13 protein-coding genes are annotated in these 15,882 nt (G+C 71.4%); 7 read left to right on the forward strand and 6 right to left on the reverse strand.

Annotated elements, in window-relative coordinates; genetic code table 11:
- Positions 1-112: 112 nt before the first annotated feature.
- Positions 113-2,563: a hypothetical protein gene (locus ACWDO5_RS23015; protein ID WP_450532223.1), complete on the forward strand. Its 2,451-nt coding sequence runs from the start codon at positions 113-115 to the stop codon at positions 2,561-2,563.
- Here the strand turns inward: ACWDO5_RS23015 and ACWDO5_RS23020 are convergent.
- The 4 genes from ACWDO5_RS23020 to ACWDO5_RS23035 form a co-directional block, all read right to left on the reverse strand.
- Entirely contained in the window at positions 2,533-4,926 is a 2,394-nt protein-coding gene (locus ACWDO5_RS23020; protein WP_450532224.1) for a right-handed parallel beta-helix repeat-containing protein, read from the reverse strand. The genes ACWDO5_RS23015 and ACWDO5_RS23020 overlap by 31 nt on opposite strands.
- A 128-nt stretch (positions 4,927-5,054) precedes the next feature.
- Complete coding sequence (locus ACWDO5_RS23025) at positions 5,055-5,663, reverse strand: Rv1733c family protein (protein WP_450532225.1); 609 nt, start codon at positions 5,661-5,663, stop codon at positions 5,055-5,057.
- 159 nt (positions 5,664-5,822) lie between these two features.
- On the reverse strand, positions 5,823-6,647 hold the full coding sequence (locus ACWDO5_RS23030) for an MOSC domain-containing protein (protein ID WP_450532226.1): 825 nt from the start codon (positions 6,645-6,647) through the stop codon (positions 5,823-5,825).
- Between the two features lie 37 nt (positions 6,648-6,684).
- On the reverse strand, positions 6,685-7,152 hold the full coding sequence (locus tag ACWDO5_RS23035; RefSeq protein ID WP_450532227.1) for a DUF6643 family protein: 468 nt from the start codon (positions 7,150-7,152) through the stop codon (positions 6,685-6,687).
- Positions 7,153-7,395: 243 nt separating this feature from the next.
- Between ACWDO5_RS23035 and ACWDO5_RS23040 the strand changes: the two genes are divergently transcribed.
- On the forward strand, positions 7,396-8,682 hold the full coding sequence (locus ACWDO5_RS23040; protein ID WP_450532228.1) for a TerD family protein: 1,287 nt from the start codon (positions 7,396-7,398) through the stop codon (positions 8,680-8,682).
- A 15-nt stretch (positions 8,683-8,697) separates the two neighbouring features.
- Here the strand turns inward: ACWDO5_RS23040 and ACWDO5_RS23045 are convergent, their stop codons facing one another.
- Positions 8,698-9,906, reverse strand: a complete 1,209-nt coding sequence (locus ACWDO5_RS23045; protein ID WP_450532229.1) for a glycosyltransferase — start codon at positions 9,904-9,906, stop codon at positions 8,698-8,700.
- Between the two features lie 58 nt (positions 9,907-9,964).
- On the opposite strand from ACWDO5_RS23045, the gene ACWDO5_RS23050 reads away from it, so the two are divergent.
- A complete protein-coding gene (locus tag ACWDO5_RS23050; protein WP_450532230.1) occupies positions 9,965-10,738 on the forward strand; it encodes a glutamate racemase in 774 nt (257 codons plus the stop codon).
- A 117-nt stretch (positions 10,739-10,855) separates the two neighbouring features.
- Entirely contained in the window at positions 10,856-11,416 is a 561-nt protein-coding gene (locus tag ACWDO5_RS23055; RefSeq protein ID WP_450532231.1) for a hypothetical protein, read from the forward strand.
- Between the two features lie 58 nt (positions 11,417-11,474).
- Here the strand turns inward: ACWDO5_RS23055 and ACWDO5_RS23060 are convergent, their stop codons facing one another.
- The gene (locus ACWDO5_RS23060) at positions 11,475-12,554 is read right to left on the reverse strand and encodes an O-antigen ligase family protein (RefSeq protein WP_450532232.1); all 1,080 of its coding nucleotides are present in this window, start codon (positions 12,552-12,554) and stop codon (positions 11,475-11,477) included.
- A 239-nt stretch (positions 12,555-12,793) separates the two neighbouring features.
- Here ACWDO5_RS23060 and lnt point away from each other — a divergent pair, with 239 nt between their 5' ends.
- The 3 genes from lnt to ACWDO5_RS23075 are packed head-to-tail and all read left to right on the forward strand — an operon-like array spanning position 12,794 to position 15,795.
- Entirely contained in the window at positions 12,794-14,422 is a 1,629-nt protein-coding gene (gene lnt / locus ACWDO5_RS23065) for an apolipoprotein N-acyltransferase (protein ID WP_450532233.1), read from the forward strand.
- Positions 14,423-14,432: 10 nt separating this feature from the next.
- Positions 14,433-14,915, forward strand: coding sequence for an NUDIX hydrolase (locus tag ACWDO5_RS23070; RefSeq protein WP_450532234.1), 483 nt, complete (start codon positions 14,433-14,435; stop codon positions 14,913-14,915).
- Positions 14,916-14,970: 55 nt separating this feature from the next.
- Positions 14,971-15,795 (forward strand): 3-hydroxybutyrate dehydrogenase, encoded by an 825-nt coding sequence (locus ACWDO5_RS23075; protein ID WP_450532235.1) that lies wholly within the window; start codon positions 14,971-14,973, stop codon positions 15,793-15,795.
- The last annotated feature ends 87 nt before the right edge of the window (positions 15,796-15,882 follow it).

Here is a 15,882-nt window from a genome sequence, read left to right on the forward strand (position 1 = left end):
GGAGATTCGGTGAGAGCCGTGCGGTGAGCTGCCATGATCCGGGATTCTGGTCATGAACTGCCGCGCGGCCGCGCACTGATCGATCCTCCCATCGAGAGAGCGAGTCACAGAAGTGTCCCCTGCCACTCCGGTCCCGCAGAGCGGAGGGCCCGCGCTGGAACTGCTGGTCCACGGCGTCGGCGGCGCCACCCCGCAGGACATGCTCGGCGACCCACGTACCGTCCGGATCTCCGGCGACGAGAAGGCCGCAGTGTTCCGGCGCACCGACGACGAGGAAGCGGAGCGCCACCCCGAGCAGTACGCGGACCGGCCCATCCCCGAGGCGTACTGCTGGTCCAACCTCACCTCGGGCAACGGCGCACGGGCTCTGTGGCTGCTGCTGCTCCCCTTCATGGTGGTCAACCTCGCGCACTGGATGCGGCCCCGCGCCAAGGGCCGCGCCAGGACGACTCGGTCGTACGGAGTGCTGGTGCGGCTCGTCGCGCTCAGCCTCACCGTGCTGCTGACCGCCGCCGCCTGCGAGGTCGCGCTGGACCTGTTGGCGTGGCAGTGCGCGGGCTCCCCCGACTGCACCCGGGAGAGGTCCTGGCTCGGCTTCCTGTCGAGTGCTCAGGGCGGCTGGTGGTCGCAACCGGGCCGCCGTCTCGCGCTCGCCGCGGTGGTTCCGGCCGCGCTGGTGGGCCTGCTGTGGTACCTCTCCAACCGCACCTGGAGCGCGTACGAATCCCAGCGGCCGCCGACCGGCGAAGACGTACGGGAGGGCGAGGACGGCCCGCAGGAGGACGCGGACGAGGACGAAGTCAACGGCGGCACGGAGCCGACCGCGCGGCCCGCGCTCGGCAGGCCCGGATTCTGGTACGGCCGTCGGCTCGTCGCCCGGCTGCGCGCCGCGCACACCGCCGCCGGATTCCTGACCGTCTCCGCCGCGGTCGCAGGGGCCGCCGCCCGCCACGATCGCCGAGCCGCCGGCACGGCGCTGGAAGTCTGCGGCCTGCTGCTGGAGGCAGCTCTCGTCGTGGGGCTGCTCGCCGTGCTGTGGGTCGTCATCCGCAGGGGCCGCAGCGAGCGGCGGATCGACGCACGCATCGATCGCGCCGCCGTCCGCTATCTGCCCGGCGCCGCCCTGGTGCTGCTCGTGCTGTCCCTGCTGTACGCCTCCTGGTCCCGCCCCGGCTGGGTCTCCAGCGCCACGCTCCCCGGCGATGTCACCTTCCGCGTCATCACCCTCGTCCAGGGCGCCCTGGTCGTTTCCCTCGCCGTGGCCGCATGGGTCCTGCACCGCCGTGCGCTCCACCCGCGTACCGCCATGTCCGGCCTCGGCGGGCCCGCTGTGGCGATGCTCGCCTGCGCCCTGGGCGGGGTGATGACCGGCGGCGTCGCCCAGCGTGTTGCCGACTGGCTGGACGGCTCCGGCACGCCGGGCATGGACGGGGAGGGCTCGATTCCCGGGCCTCCGGTGCTGCTGAGCTGGCAGGCCTCGGTCATCCCCGTGCTGCTGATCGTCCTGCTCGTCCCCGCAGTCGTCCTTGCCGTACGGACGTGGTTGAAGGCCCGCCGGCTCGCGGGCCCGGTCGAGGCGGACTACCACGAGGGCCGCCCGGATGCCGTCCGCACCCGGCGGATTGCGGGCACCCGTGCCCGGGCCGCCCTCACCGATGCCGCCCCCTGGATCGCCGGCATCGTCTCCGGCGCCACCCTGCTCCTCGGCGCCGGCGCGGTCGCCGGCGCCTGGGCGAGCGGCGAAGTGCCCGGCGAGGCCTTCGGCCACAGTGACGGCTTCGTCGAGTCCGCGGCGGAGGCCGCACAGTCCATCGGCTCCTGGTTGATCGGCTTAGGCTTCATACTCTTCGTCACTTGGGCCCGCCGCGCCTACCGCGACGCCTCGGCCCGGCGCACCATCGGCATCCTCTGGGACGTCGGCACGTTCTGGCCGCGCGCGGCACACCCCTTCGCACCCCCCTGCTACGCGGAGCGCGCCGTCCCCGACCTCACCTGGCGGATGTGCACCTGGACCGGACTCACCGGCGGACGGCTCGTCATCTCCGGCCATTCGCAGGGCAGTGTGCTGGCCGCGGCGGCAGTCTGGCAGCTGCCCGCCGCCACCCGCCGCCGGGTGGCGCTGCTGACGTACGGATCACCCCTGGAGCGGCTCTACGGCCGCTGGTTCCCCGCGTACTTCGGACCCGTCGCCCTGCGCGAGCTGCGCAGCGAAGTGAACTGCTGGCGCAATCTGTGGCGGCACACCGACCCGATCGGCGGGCCGGTGCTGATCCCCGCAGAGGGCGAACACCGCGCGGTGGACCGGGACGCACTCAAAGACCCGGTCGTGTACGGGCGTTCGGAACGACACCCGCTGCCGGAACCGATCCTCGGGCACTCCGAGTACCAGGCCGACAAGGCCTTCGACAAGGAACGCCGGGAGCTTCTCGACCGGCTCGCCCTGGCGGTGCCCCGGCAGATCCAGGCGGAGGCTCATGCCCAGGCCCAGGCGGAGGCTCATGCCCAGGCCCAGGCCCAGACCCAGGACCAGGGTCAGGGCAGTTCGGGCAGATCATCCGGGTAGAGCAGGGTCAGGTCGTCGGTGTTCGCCTCGGGGAGCTCGGCGACCCGGCTCGCGTGTCGCTCCACCATCGACTCGAAGGTCTGGCGGGCGGTGCGGCCGTTGCCGAAGGCGGGCCCCTTGGGCAGTGCGGTGAAGTACTTCAGCAGCGCCTCGCCGGTGCCCGTGCCCAGCCGGTACTCATGCTCCTCGGCCTGCTGCTCCACGATCCGCAGCAGCTCCTCGGGCACATAGTCGCTGAAGGTGATGGTCCGTGAAAAACGGGACGCCACACCGGGGTTGACGGACAGGAACCGCTCCATCTCCGCGGTGTAACCGGCGACGATCACCACGACGGCGTCCCGGTGGTCCTCCATCAGCTTCACCAGCGTGTCGATGGCCTCCTTGCCGAAGTCGCGACCGGAGTCCTCGGGAGACAAGGCGTACGCCTCGTCGATGAAGAGCACTCCGCCGCGCGCCCGGTCGAAGGCATCCTGGGTGCGGATCGCGGTGGAGCCGATGTGCTCGCCGACCAGGTCCACCCGGGAGACCTCGACGAGATGGCCGCGCTCCAGCACCCCTAGCGAGGCCAGGATCTCGCCGTACAGCCGCGCCACGGTCGTCTTGCCGGTGCCGGGGGAGCCGGTGAAAACCAGGTGGCGGCGGGCGGAGGCGGCCTTCAGCCCCGCCTCCTGGCGGCGCCTGCCGACCTCGATCATGTTGGTGAGCGTGCGGACCTCGCGCTTGACGCTGTCCAGGCCGACCAGCGCATCCAGTTCGCCGAGGACCGCGCCCGAGGTGCGTACGGGCTTTGCCGGCGCGGCCTCGGGGGCGCGCTGGTCGGGGATCGCGCTGAGCAGCCCCGGCGACCGGGTCGCGGTCAGCACGGCCGTCGTCTGCTCGGCCCCAGGCCGTACGCCGCTCTCGTCGCTGGTGCAGTCCTCGACGATCGAGCCGTCGTCCCCCGTCACCTCGTAACCGCCGCGGGCACAGCGCTCGGTGCGGCAGCGGCTCAGTGTCGTACGGCAGCCGTCCATCACATGGAAGCCGTAGCCTCCGCTGCCCGTGACCCGGCAGCCGCGGAAGGTGCCGCGGCCCTGTGCCGACACATAGAAACCGGCCTCGGCGGGCGAGGTGACCGTGCAGCGTTCGATCACTGGATCCGCGCCCTTGGTGACGATCACGCCGGTCTGCGCGGCGTCGATGGTGCAGCCGGCCAGCGTGCCGCCGCTGCCGTGGTCGCGGAACCAGGCGCCGGTGGACGCCTCCCTGATCCGGCAGTCGTCGAGCTGCGCCGTTGCGCCGTCGCTCACCGACACCGCGGTGTTGCGGACCTGGGAGAGGTCGCTGTCGACGACATCGGCGCGCGAACCGCGGTCGAGTACGAAGATCGCGTCCGGGACGTCGTGCACGCGGCAGGAGTCGAGCACGGCGGTCGCACCGTCGCTGACCCAGACGGCCGGATAGTCGCCCGTACTGTCATGGATCTCGCACTGGTTGGCGTCCACTCGCGTGCCCGGGTCCCAGACGGACAGGCCATTGCGACCGAAGCGGCGCACTGTCGACCGCGCGAGCGTGAGCACGGACCGGGAGCGCAGATCGATCGCGTTCTCCGGGATGTCGTGGATGTCGCAGTCGGAGAGTGTGAGTACGGCGTCCGTGTCGAGGGTTATGCCGTCGGCCGAAGTGCGGTGCACGGTGGAGTCGGTGAGATGGGCGCTCGCACGGGAGGCGATCTGGACGCCGCTGCCCTTGATTTCGTACACCTCGCAGCCGATCGCATCGAGGCCGCTGCCCTCGCCGGTGACGGTCAGGCCCGCGCCCGACGCGTGATGCACCCGGCAGCGCTCCAGCCTCGGATGCGCGCCGCCGCCTACACAGACGCCGGACCGACCGGCCGAGACCACCTCGCAGTCCTCGAACACCCCGCCGGCGCCGTCCAGTACACCGATGCCGACGCCCGCCGGGTTGTCGACGGTGCAGCGGCGGACGGTGGGGCGGGCCGCGCCGCGCACTTCGAGACCGGCAGCGGAACGGGTGACAATCCGCAGATCGATCAGCTCAGGAGTGCCGTCCTCGACCAGCAGCGCGGGCGCGGCCGCGTCCTGCCCCTCGACATGGAGGTCCTGGACGATGGCGGACGCGCGCAGGGTGAGCGGAACTCCGTCGGCGGGCGCGATGCGCACCGAGCCGACCGCGTCCTCGGAGCCGCGCAGGGTGACCGCCCGCTGGACGACGAGATTCTCGCGGTACGTCCCCGGCGCGACGGTGAGGATGTCACCGTCCCCTGCGGCCTCCAGGGCTGCGGCGAGTGAGGGGTACTCGCCCGTGCGGCGCCGCCACCGCGATGTGCCGGTGTGCGTCACCTGGACCGTGCCCTGTGCCATGGTGCTGCTCTGCCCCCACCTCGTGATCCTGCTCCGCCGCGTCTCTGAGGGGGACGCCCCCTGACCCCCGAGGGGGGTGGCCCAACCGTAGCGCGCGCGACGAGCGGGAGTTGACGAGACGCGACCGGTCAGCTGCCCGCGCCCATACGACCCCAGTCGGGGCCCGCCGCGGCCCACGCCCGGTCAAGGCGCGCGTATCTGCGCCGCACGAGTCGCCAGACGACCCGCCGTCTGGCGCATTCGACGAGCCCCGCCGCGGCGAACGCGGCGGCGATCCCCGCCAGGACGGCGTGCACACCGACGGACGCCGCGTCCATCGGGCGATTGACGATCCGGCCCGCGCGGTCGGTCCAGATGGTGAACGTGTCGCCGGGCCGCACGGTCTGCAGCACGGTGGAGACCGTACCGGTGTGCCGACTGCCGTCCGCCGCCGTCCACTTCGCGACGACCGGCCGACGCCTCTCGCGGGCCGCGGAGGACTCGGGGTCGTACAAAGCGGGCCTGTGCGCCGGGGCCGGATTCAGCACCGTCGCGGTGACCGCATGACGCTGCTGGCGCTGCACGCGTAACGACTGGCGCAGCGACTCGTCGGTCAGGCTCCCGGTGATCCAGCCGACGGCCGGGGCCGCGGTGACGAGAAGCACGGCGGCGACGAGCGCCACCCACGCCTCGAAGAGATCGGTCGCACGGCACAGGGAATTGCGGCGCCAGCGCCAGACTCCTGTGGCTGCTCGCACTGTCCTGCACCTCCTTCCGTGTCCGTCATAGCCCTGTCGGCACGGGATAAGCACCGGTGGCGCGAGAAGAGAGGAAACTGACCCCGCCACTCACCCGCCAAGTGTTCAACGCGTCTGTCGTCGCGGGGTGTTCCCGGGTTCGCGGGATCCCGTGGTGACCTATGCGAGGACGGCAACGGTGTCGCCGACCCGGATGACGCCGGTTCGCTCCGGCACCAGGTACTGCCCGAAGACCATCTTGTCCTCGACGCGGCGGTGCCGGGCAAGGGTCCGCAGCGGCTCCTTGCCACGCTCGGCGGTGTGCTGGTCGGTAGTGGTGATGACGCAGCGGCCGCAGGGCCTGGCCACCCGGAAGGTGACCTCGCCGATCACGATCCGCTGCCAGTCGTCCTCGGCCCAGGGCGCCGTGCCGTCGACGACGACATTCGGCCGGAACCGGGTCATGGGCAGCGGACCCTCGTCGGCGTGATCACCCTGCGCGATAAGGGAGTTGAGAGCGTCGAGTGAGGCGAGGGTGGTGACGAGCAGCGGATACCCGTCGCCGAGATGGACCGTCTCGCCGGGGCGCGCGTACCGAGGGTCAATGGGGCGCCGAGTGGCCGGGTCGTCGAGATGGACGAGTCGCACCTCGGCGCCGAGACAATCGCTGAACCACTCGTCCGCGGGCCCCTCGACAGGCACCGTCTCGACCTTGTCCCCGAAAAGGTCCACCGTGACAGTCCCGACCGGCTCGGGAACGGCGACGGTCAGCGGCTCGTGCCCGGGCGCGGTCAGCCGGATCCCGCCGTCCGGCACCGCCTCGGCGCGGGCCAACGCCAGCCGTGGCTGCTGGCGTTGGGTGACAACCTTGGCCGAGGGATCGATCAGAGCCCACCGACGGTCCCCGGCGATTCCCCACGGCTCTACAGCCGTCTCGTCGAGTGCGTGCCCCGCCACCGACTTGACCGGGTGGACATGGATGGAGCGGATGGCTGGGTTGGGCATACAGCCATAGTGCCAGCCACCACTGACATCCGGCCGGTCAGTACCCCCGGCCCTGGTACGGACGGTTGTACGGGTCGTCGTAGGGGGCGGGCGTCGGCGCGGGACGCGCGGCCGCAGGGCGCATCGCCTCGTAACCGGTGGGCACCGGACGCTGCTGCGGCTGGGCCTGGGGCTGAGCGCCCGGGTACCCGCGCGGCACGGAGGCCTGCTGAGGAATGTACGGCGCCGGCGCGTGCTGCAGCGGCACCGGCTGCTGCATCTGCTGCTGTGGGTAGCCGTACGAACCGTAGGAGGGAGCGGACTGCGAGGGGCCTGCCGGCAGGGCGGGCAGGGCCGAGGGGAGCGCCGGCAGATAGCTGTTGCCGGTGTCGTACGCGGCAGGTACCCGGATCGGGGCGATCTGAGGCGTGCCCCGCTCCGCGACCAGAGAGTCGTAGATGGGGGTGTCGGGGAACGACGGAGCGGAGTAGTAACCGCCGCCGTAGGTGGCGCGGGGGGAGGTCATGGCACATAAGTTAAGCCCACGATGTGCTGGTTGGGGAGCCCGATAAGAGGGTTGTTTCAGTAGATGCGAGTGACCGCGGATCCCCAATGCGAGCGAATCCGGGGAAAACGGTCGCCTGGACGCGCATAGATCGTGTAAAGGGCAAGCTGAGAGCGGGTTACCCACGGGTCGGCCCGGGCGCCCCGAGCCCCCTGGGGGATTAGGTTGGCGGCAGGTGAATTTTCCGATACACCCCGACTCGCGATGGGGGCGAGCATGTCCATGCTAAAAGGGGCCAATACTCCGGTGCCGGCGCAGCACGTTCGCGTCGAATTGGGATGGCGTACAGGCCCCGGTGCACCCGATGTCGACGCCTCGGCGCTCCTCCTCGCATCGGGGAAGGTCCGCTCCGACGCGGACTTCGTCTTCTACAACCAGCCGTCGCACGCCTCGGGAGCCGTACGCCACGAGGGGAAGCAGAGCGCGCCGGACAGCGTGACGGATCAGCTGTCGGTCGACCTCGCGCGCGTGGAGCCCGCGATCGAGAAGATCGTGCTGGCCGCTTCGGCCGACGGCGGCAGCTTCGGGCAGGTGCCCGGCCTGTACATCAAGGTGCTCGACGCGGCGTCCGGCGCCGAGATCGCGCGGTACGACAGCCAGGACGCGACGGTCGAGACAGCCTTTGTGCTCGGCGAGCTGTATCGGCGACAGGGTGCGTGGAAGTTCCGCGCTGTGGGGCAGGGCTACAGCACCGGACTGGAGGGCCTGGCGACGGACTTCGGCATCTCGGTCGACGAGCCACAGCAGGCGGCCCCGGCTGCCGCCGCGACGGCTACTGCCACCCCCGCGGTGCCGGTGGCGTCCGCCCCCGTGAAGCCCGTGTCTTCGCCGCCCGCGCCTGTTTCTTCCGCTCCCGTACGTCTGAGCAAGGTGACACTGACGAAGGAGACCCCGTCCGTCTCCCTGACGAAACAGGGCGGCACCTCCGGCGCGATGCGCGTCAACCTCAGCTGGCAGGTGCGCAAGCAGTTCCAGGGCTGGGGCGCGAAACTCGGCCGGGCCGTCGCCATGCACGGGGACCTCGACCTCGACCTGTGCGCGCTCTACGAACTCACCGACGGCCGCAAAGGAGTCGTCCAGGCCCTCGGCAACGCCTTCGGCTCGCTCCAGCAGCCCCCGTACATCCATCTCGACGGCGACGACCGTACCGGCGGGACGTCCGGCGAAAACCTCACCATCAACCTGGACCACAAGGACCGGCTCCGCCGCGTCGTCATCTTCGTGACCATCTACCAAGGCGCGCGCAGCTTCGCCGATATGGACGCGACGGTCACCCTCCAGCCGCAGCACGGCGCCGCCATCGACTTCTCGCTCGGAGAGTGCACCGTACCGTCGACCGTCTGCGCGCTCGCACTGATCACCAACACCGGCTCGGATCTCGTCGTCCAGCGCGAAGCCCGCTTCCTGGTCCCGGAACGCGGTGTGAGCCCGCAGCGCACGATCGACTACGCGTACGGCTGGGGCATGAACTGGACGCCCGGCAGGAAGTGACGCTCGTTGGGCAGGTCACCGGTCCGGCGTGGCCTCGGGACGGGCGTACGTACGCCCCTTCCAGGCCGCGCCGCGCCCGCGGTGGTGCTGCACCGCCGAATCGACGGTCATCAGCAGATACAGCAGCGCGGTGAAGGGCAGCAGGGGCGCGAGCAGCAGCGGCTGCCGGTAGTAGCGCAGCATCGGAAGATACGTCCCCGTCATCACCGCCCAGGCAAGCCCCCCGGCCCAGCCGGCCGCCGCATCGTGCCCCCACACGCCGGCGCACAGCGTGACAGGCGGCGCGAGATACACCAGCGCGAGCCCGACCACGGTCCCGGCCAACAGCAGGGGACTGTGCAGCAGTTGGGCGTACGCGCTGCGCGACACCATCCGCCACAGGTCCGCCAGCCGCGGATACGGCCGCACGCTGTCGACCTTCCCCCAGAATCCGTCCGGGGGGACCCCCTCGCTCAGCTCGGCCAGCCCCAGCCAGATCCGGCCGCCTGAGCGCTGCACGGCCCGCGCCAGCGACACATCGTCGATCACCGCCTGCCGGATCGACTCCGGAACGCCCGCCCGCTCGGCCGCCTCCGCGCGCAACAGGACGCAGCCGCCCGCCGCGGCCGCCGTCCGTGCCCCCGGGCGGTTGACCCATCGGAAGGGGTAGAGCTGCGAGAAGAAATAGACGAAGGCGGGCACGATCAGCCGCTCCCACCCGCTCGCGACGCGCAGCCGCGCCATCTGGGAGACGAGGTCCAGCCCGTTCGTGCGGGCCGCGGCCACCAACTCGCGCAGACTGTCCGGCTCATGCGCGATATCGGCATCGGTGAGGAGCAGATACTCGGGACCGTCGGCCCGGGCCAGGGCGATGCCGTGCCGGAGCGCCCAGAGCTTCCCGGTCCAGCCGGGCTCCGGCTCGCCGGGGGAGACCACACGCAGCGGCAGCCCGCCATGGCGCTCGGAGAGGGATCGGGCCAGTTCCCCCGTGCCGTCCGTACTGCCGTCGTCGACCAGCACGATCTCCGCACGGCCGGGATAGGCCTGCGCCAACAGGGAAGGCAGGCTGACCGGCAGCACCTCGGCCTCGTCCCTCGCGGGAACGACAACGGCGACATCCGGCCAGTGGTCCGGGGCCTCGCGCCGGGGCAGTCGCTGGTCCGTACGCCAGAAGAAGCCCTGCCCGAGCAGCAGCCACCCCCATGCGGCCAGTGATCCGACGGCGATCCAGGCAACGGCGCTCATTCGCCGCAGTCTGCCCCACTGCGCCAGTACCGCAAGGGCAGTCGACTATGGTGACCGGGTGAAGATCGCGCTCATGGACTCCGGAATCGGCCTGCTTGCGGCGGCCGTCGCGGTACGCCGACTGCGGCCGGACGCGGCTCTCGTCCTCTCCTCCGACCCCGACGGCATGCCTTGGGGCCCGCGTACGCCCGACGATGTCGCCGGGCGGGCACTCGCCGCGGCCCGGGCGGCCGCCCTGCACCGCCCCGACGCGCTGATCGTCGCCTGCAACACCGCATCGGTGCACGCCCTGCCCACTCTGCGCGCCGAGCTGGAGCCCGGGATCCCGGTCATCGGCACGGTCCCCGCGATCAAGCCGGCCTCGGCCGGCGGCGGCCCCGTCGCGATCTGGGCCACGCCCGCCACCACGGGCAGCCCCTACCAGCGTGGTCTCATCCGGGATTTCGCCGACTCGGTCGCCGTCACCGAGGTGCCCTGTCCTGGGCTCGCGGACGCCGTCCAGCTGGCTGACGAGAGCGCCATCGACGCGGCCGTGGCAGCCGCGGCGGCCCTCACGCCCAGTGATGTAAGGGCCGTCGTCCTGGGCTGCACTCATTACGAGCTGGTCGCCGACCGGATCCGTGCCGCTGTCGGACACCCCGTGGCTCTGCACGGCTCGGCCGGGGCGGTCGCCGCGCAGGCACTGCGCCGTATCGGCGAGCAGCCGGCCCCCGATGCCGCTCCGAGCAACCGGCTTACGGTGCTGCTCAGCGGCCGCGAGTCCACCCTCCCCGAGCAGGCGCTCAGCTACCTGGAAGGCGGCCTGCTGCAAGCAGTGAGTCCCGCGCACTGATGGCGATCGGGCCGTCTCGGCGCTCGTCCCGGAGCCTCCTGCCGGGGCCGCTCCTTACCGGGGATCCACATGGCCGAGGCCATGCCCTGCCGCTGGAATCTGAGTACCCTGCTTGCCATGAGGGACCACTTCCGCGAATCGGGGCACCCCACAGAGCCCGCGCCCGCGATCTGGACCGGCCGTGCGACCAACCGCATCCAGTGGCTGCTCGCCGTGGCGGGTGCCGCCTGCATGGCGCTCGGCATCGAGCTGGCCGTCGACTACGCATGGACCTCGGGCATCGTCCCACTGCTGATGTCCGTGATCGGCTGCGTCGCGGCGGGCCTGATGATCCTCTACGGGACCCTCGCCTTCGTCCATGTGGCGGTCAAGGTCGACAGCGACGCCGTCGAGGTGCGGTGCGGCCACATCGGCCTGCCGCGTCGGCGGATCCCGCTCTCCCACGTGGTGGACGCGGAGTTCGTCGCGAAGGTCACTCCGTGTCAGTGGGGCGGCTGGGGGTATCGCTGGCGCCCGGAGAAAGGCATGGCCGTCGTCGTACGTCGCGGCGAGGGCCTGGTCGTCACGCTGGGCGACGGCAGGATCTTCACGGTGACCGTGGACGACGCGGAAGCGGCGGTGCTGGCGATTCGCGACCGCCTCCATCTGGCGGGTACGACCAAGCCCGCGGAGGGGTAGCACTGCGCTGAGTTGCGCCGCCAAGGCCACCGAGCTCCGACGACATCCTTCCCGGCCGCTATACCGCGCGACTGTCCGCCTCCGTTGGGCGCGCCACCTGCGTATCCGCCCCCACCCCGCCCTCGGCCCCCGCGCGCGCCGTCGCCAGGCCCGCGAGCAGCCCCGCGCCCGCCGTCACCGGGGCGAAGCTCAGCGCATTGCTGACGCTCGCCAGGCCCGCCAGCACCGTGAGCGCGGCGCCCGCACTCAGTACCACCGGCGTGGAGCGGGGCGAGCGCAATAGGCCGTACAGCATCCAGCCGAACGCCGCCCCCAGCAGCGCCACCCCCACCACACCCTGCTCGGCCGCCTGCTGCAGCGAGGCGGAGTGCGGCTTGCCGTCGGAGCCCAGCGACTGCTGCGCTGTGGTGCTCAGCGTGCCGAAGCGGTCGGGGCCCACGCCCCGTATCGGATCCTCCTGGGCGAGAGCGATTGCGTCCTGCCACAACGCCACCCGGTTCTGGGTCAGCTGGCCCTCCAGCGAGAAGGTCAGCCCGTCCGGCAGAGCGTCTTCGGTCACGGCCCAGGACGTGGCGACGACCAGGCCCGCGGCGATGGCGAGACCTCCGAGCGCCACCGTCCGCCGACGCATCCGTACGGCCGCGAGTGAGCAGAGCAATACGGTGAGCGCGGCAGCGAACCCGACCACAGCTCCGAGTGCTAACGCGGTGCAGGCGACGGCGAGAGCGAGCACCCGCAGCCCACGGCGCAGCAAGGGCGGACGGGCCGCAGAGGCTGCGCAGCAGGCCGCGCCCGCGGCGAGGACCAGCAGTGCGGCGGCCGCGCCCATGTGCCCTGGCTGGGTGGCCGCGCCGACGTTCGCGCCGGGCACTCCCTGCCGCGAGACGACTGCCAGGCCGAGTGCACCGAGTGCCGCGACCGACGCGGCGGCAACGGGCAGGAGCGTGCCGCAGATGCGGCCGCAGGCGTAACCCGCGGCGACGGCGAACACAGCGAGCAGCACACCCTCGGGCCGGGCCTCCCGCCCCGCCGCGCTGATCAACGACCAGACGGCGCACCCGCTCAGGACGACGACGCCGGCGACATCTGTCGCGCCGCCGCGCCCTCGCGCCGCGGACCGGCGGTCCGGTGCAGCCATCCCGTCGACCCCCCGACCTGTGACGGGCCCTGCGGCAGCCGAACCGGGTCGGGTGGCAGGGACTGGCGCACACGGTAACGGCAGAGACAGGGTTTTGTGGATGGGTTGCGCAGGAACGTTGCGCCGGATGAGGCGTCGGCAGTCGGGCGCCCGCCGCGATCCGCACTGCCGACAGCGCGGACCGGAGTGCCGCGGACCGGACTGCCGGGAGCACAGCCTGCCGCCGTAGACTCCGCCAGGTGAGCGCCACCATCACCACCGTCGACACTCCTGAGCCCTCCACCGCAGCAGGCCGATCGTTGCTGCGCCGGTTCGTACGGCCGGGCGCCGCCGCGCTGTCCGGGGTGCTGCTCTTCGCGAGCTTCCCGCCGCGGCCCCTGTGGTGGCTGGTGCTGCCCGCCTTCGCGCTGCTCGGCTGGACGCTGTACGGACGTCGGCCGCTGCCCGCCCTCGGTCTCGGCTACCTCACCGGCCTCGGCTTTCTGCTGCCACTCCTCATCTGGACGGGTGAGGAGGTCGGCCCGGTGCCGTGGGTGGCGCTGGCCGCGGTGGAAGCGATGTTCGTCGCGCTCGCCTGCCTGGGCATTGCTGCGGTCTCCCGGCTGCCGGTGTGGCCGGTGTGGGCGGCCGCCGTGTGGATCGTGGGCGAGGCGGCCCGCGCCCGGGTGCCGTTCGGCGGCTTTCCCTGGGGCAAGATCGCCTTTGGTCAGGCGGACGGTGTCTTCCTGCCGCTCGCGGCGCTCGGTGGGACGCCGCTGCTCGGTTTCGCCGTCGTACTGTGCGGATTCGGGCTGTACGAGACCGTCCGCCGGGCCCTCGCCTACCGGCGCACCCGCGAGCTGCCGCGCGGCGCCGCGGTCGCCGCGCTCCTCAGCGTGCTCGTCCCCGTGACCGCGGCCCTCGCGGCCCTGCCGCTCGTCGACGACTCCGCCGAGGACGGCACCGCGACCGTCGCCGCGATCCAGGGCAATGTGCCGCGCCTGGGGCTCGACTTCAACTCCCAGCGCCGTGCGGTCCTCGACAACCACGCGCGCCGCACCGAGCAGCTCGCCGCCGATGTGAAGGCGGGCAAGGTGGCCAAGCCGGACTTCGTGCTGTGGCCGGAGAACTCCTCGGACCTCGACCCGTACCGCAACGGCGATGCCCGGGTGGTCATCGACGAAGCGGTGAGGGCGATCGGCGTGCCGACCGTCGTCGGCGCGGTGGTCACCCCCGACACCGGGAAGCTCCGCAACACCCTGATCGAATGGGATCCCACGCGCGGCCCCGTCGACACCTACGACAAGCGGCATGTGCAGCCGTTCGGCGAGTACATCCCGATGCGTTCCTTCGTACGGCTCGTCAACTCGGACGTCGACCGGGTCCGCCGGGACTTCGGCCCCGGCCACAAGGTGGGCGTTTTCGATCTGGCGGGCACCAAGGTCGGCATGGTCACCTGCTTCGAGGCGGCTTTCGACGACGCGGCGAGGGACACCGTCACGCACGGCGCCCAGCTGATCTCCGTACCCAGCAACAACGCCACTTTCGGCCGCAGTGACATGACGTATCAGCAGCTGGCGATGTCGCGGGTGCGGGCCGTCGAGCACGGGCGCTCGGTCGTCGTCCCCGTCACCAGCGGTGTCAGCGCGGTGATCATGCCGGACGGGAAGATCGTCCAGAAGACGAAGATATTCACCGCGGACGCGCTGGTGGCCGAGGTGCCGCTGCGCTCGTCGCTGACTCCGGCGACCCGGCTCGGGACCTGGCCGGAGCGCTTCCTGGTGCTGGTCGGGGCGGGCGGTCTGGGCTGGGTGGTCGTTCGGGGCGTACGGACTCGGCGGGAGCAGCGGGTCGAGCGGCCGGAGCAGGGCATGGTCGACGCCGGTTAGGGTCGACGGCATGGCAACCCCTGACTTCATCCGCGAGATCCGGGCCACCGCCGGACATCAGCTTCTCCTCCTGCCGGGCGTCAGCGCGGTCGTCTTCGACGACGAGGGGCGGGTGCTGCTGGGCAGACGTGCCGACACCGGCAAGTGGTCGATCATCGGCGGGATTCCGGAGCCCGGGGAACAGCCGGCCGTGACGGCTGTACGCGAGGTGTACGAGGAGACAGCGGTGCAGTGTGTCGCGGAGCGGGTCGTTCTCGTGCAGGCGTTGCGGAAGCCGGTCACCTACCCCAACGGCGATCAGTGCCAGTTCATGGACATCTGCATTCGCTGCCGGGCGGTGGGCGGACAGGCTCGCGTCAATGATGACGAGTCGCTGGAGGTGGGGTGGTTCTCTGCGGACGCGCTGCCGGAACTGAAGGAGTTCTCGCTCTTCCGGATCAAGCAGGCGCAGACCGAGGGACCGGCATGGTTTCAACCCACCATCGAGCAGTGAAGTATGGGCGGTGACCACATCGGTCGGGGGTTGATCACTGCCTAGGGTGCGAAGCATGACCGCGCCCACCACACCAGGTCCCGCACCTCACTCTCGTCCTCGTCATCCTCGTACGGTCGACCTCGATCTCGGCGGCCGTACGGCACTCGTCACCGGCGCGGCGGGCGGCATCGGCCGAGCCTGCGCGCTGCGGTTCGCGGCGGCCGGTGCGAAGGTCAGGGCCGTCGACCGGGACGCCGAAGGTCTTGAGGCACTGGCGGCCGACTCCCCGGGGCTGGTCGGCGCCGTGGAACCGCAGGTCCTGGACCTCACCGATCTCGATGCGGCGGAGGCGGCGGCCGCCGGTGCGGACATCCTGGTCAACAACGCGGGGCTGCAACTGGTCCGGCCCATCGAGGAGTTCCCGCCGGACGTATTCCACACCGTGCTCACCGTGATGCTGGAAGCGCCGTTCCGGCTGATCAGGGGCGCACTGCCGCACATGTACGGCCAAGGGTGGGGCCGAATCGTGAATATCTCCTCCGTACATGGGCTGCGCGCCTCTGCCTTCAAGTCCGCCTATGTGGCCGCCAAACACGGTCTGGAGGGGCTTTCGAAGACCGCGGCCCTGGAGGGCGCTCCACATGGGGTGACGTCCGTATGTGTCAACCCCGGCTACGTACGTACGCCACTGGTCGAGCGGCAGATAGCCGATCAGGCCGCGGCCCATTCCCTTGCCGAGGAGAGCGTCCTCGCCGACGTACTGCTCAAGGACTCCGCGGTCAAGCGGCTGATCGAGCCGGAGGAGGTCGCCGAAGCGGTGCTGTATCTGTGCAGCCCGCAGGCCTCCTTCATCACCGGCACCTCGCTCGCCATCGACGGCGGCTGGACCGCCCACTAGACCCGGACTTCGCAGGTCGTCGTTTCAGGTCTGGGGCCAGCGGGTTCGCGTGATGTCTGTTTCGAGGAGATCGAGGAGGTGGAGTTG

Source organism: Streptomyces sp. NPDC000880, assembly GCF_053599675.1.

Bases quoted from the DNA above. Each gene is read 5' to 3' on its own strand.
- ACWDO5_RS23045 (WP_450532229.1), bottom strand. From the start codon at position 9,906: ATGAGCGCCGTTGCCTGGATCGCCGTCGGATCACTGGCCGCATGGGGG.
- ACWDO5_RS23030 (WP_450532226.1), bottom strand. From the start codon at position 6,647: ATGCCCAACCCAGCCATCCGCTCCATCCATGTCCACCCGGTCAAGTCG.
- ACWDO5_RS23040 (WP_450532228.1), top strand. From the start codon at position 7,396: ATGGGGGCGAGCATGTCCATGCTAAAAGGGGCCAATACTCCGGTGCCG.
- ACWDO5_RS23060 (WP_450532232.1), bottom strand. From the start codon at position 12,554: ATGGCTGCACCGGACCGCCGGTCCGCGGCGCGAGGGCGCGGCGGCGCG.
- ACWDO5_RS23075 (WP_450532235.1), top strand. From the start codon at position 14,971: ATGACCGCGCCCACCACACCAGGTCCCGCACCTCACTCTCGTCCTCGT.
- ACWDO5_RS23070 (WP_450532234.1), top strand. From the start codon at position 14,433: ATGGCAACCCCTGACTTCATCCGCGAGATCCGGGCCACCGCCGGACAT.
- ACWDO5_RS23020 (WP_450532224.1), bottom strand. From the start codon at position 4,926: ATGGCACAGGGCACGGTCCAGGTGACGCACACCGGCACATCGCGGTGG.
- ACWDO5_RS23035 (WP_450532227.1), bottom strand. From the start codon at position 7,152: ATGACCTCCCCCCGCGCCACCTACGGCGGCGGTTACTACTCCGCTCCG.
- ACWDO5_RS23055 (WP_450532231.1), top strand. From the start codon at position 10,856: ATGAGGGACCACTTCCGCGAATCGGGGCACCCCACAGAGCCCGCGCCC.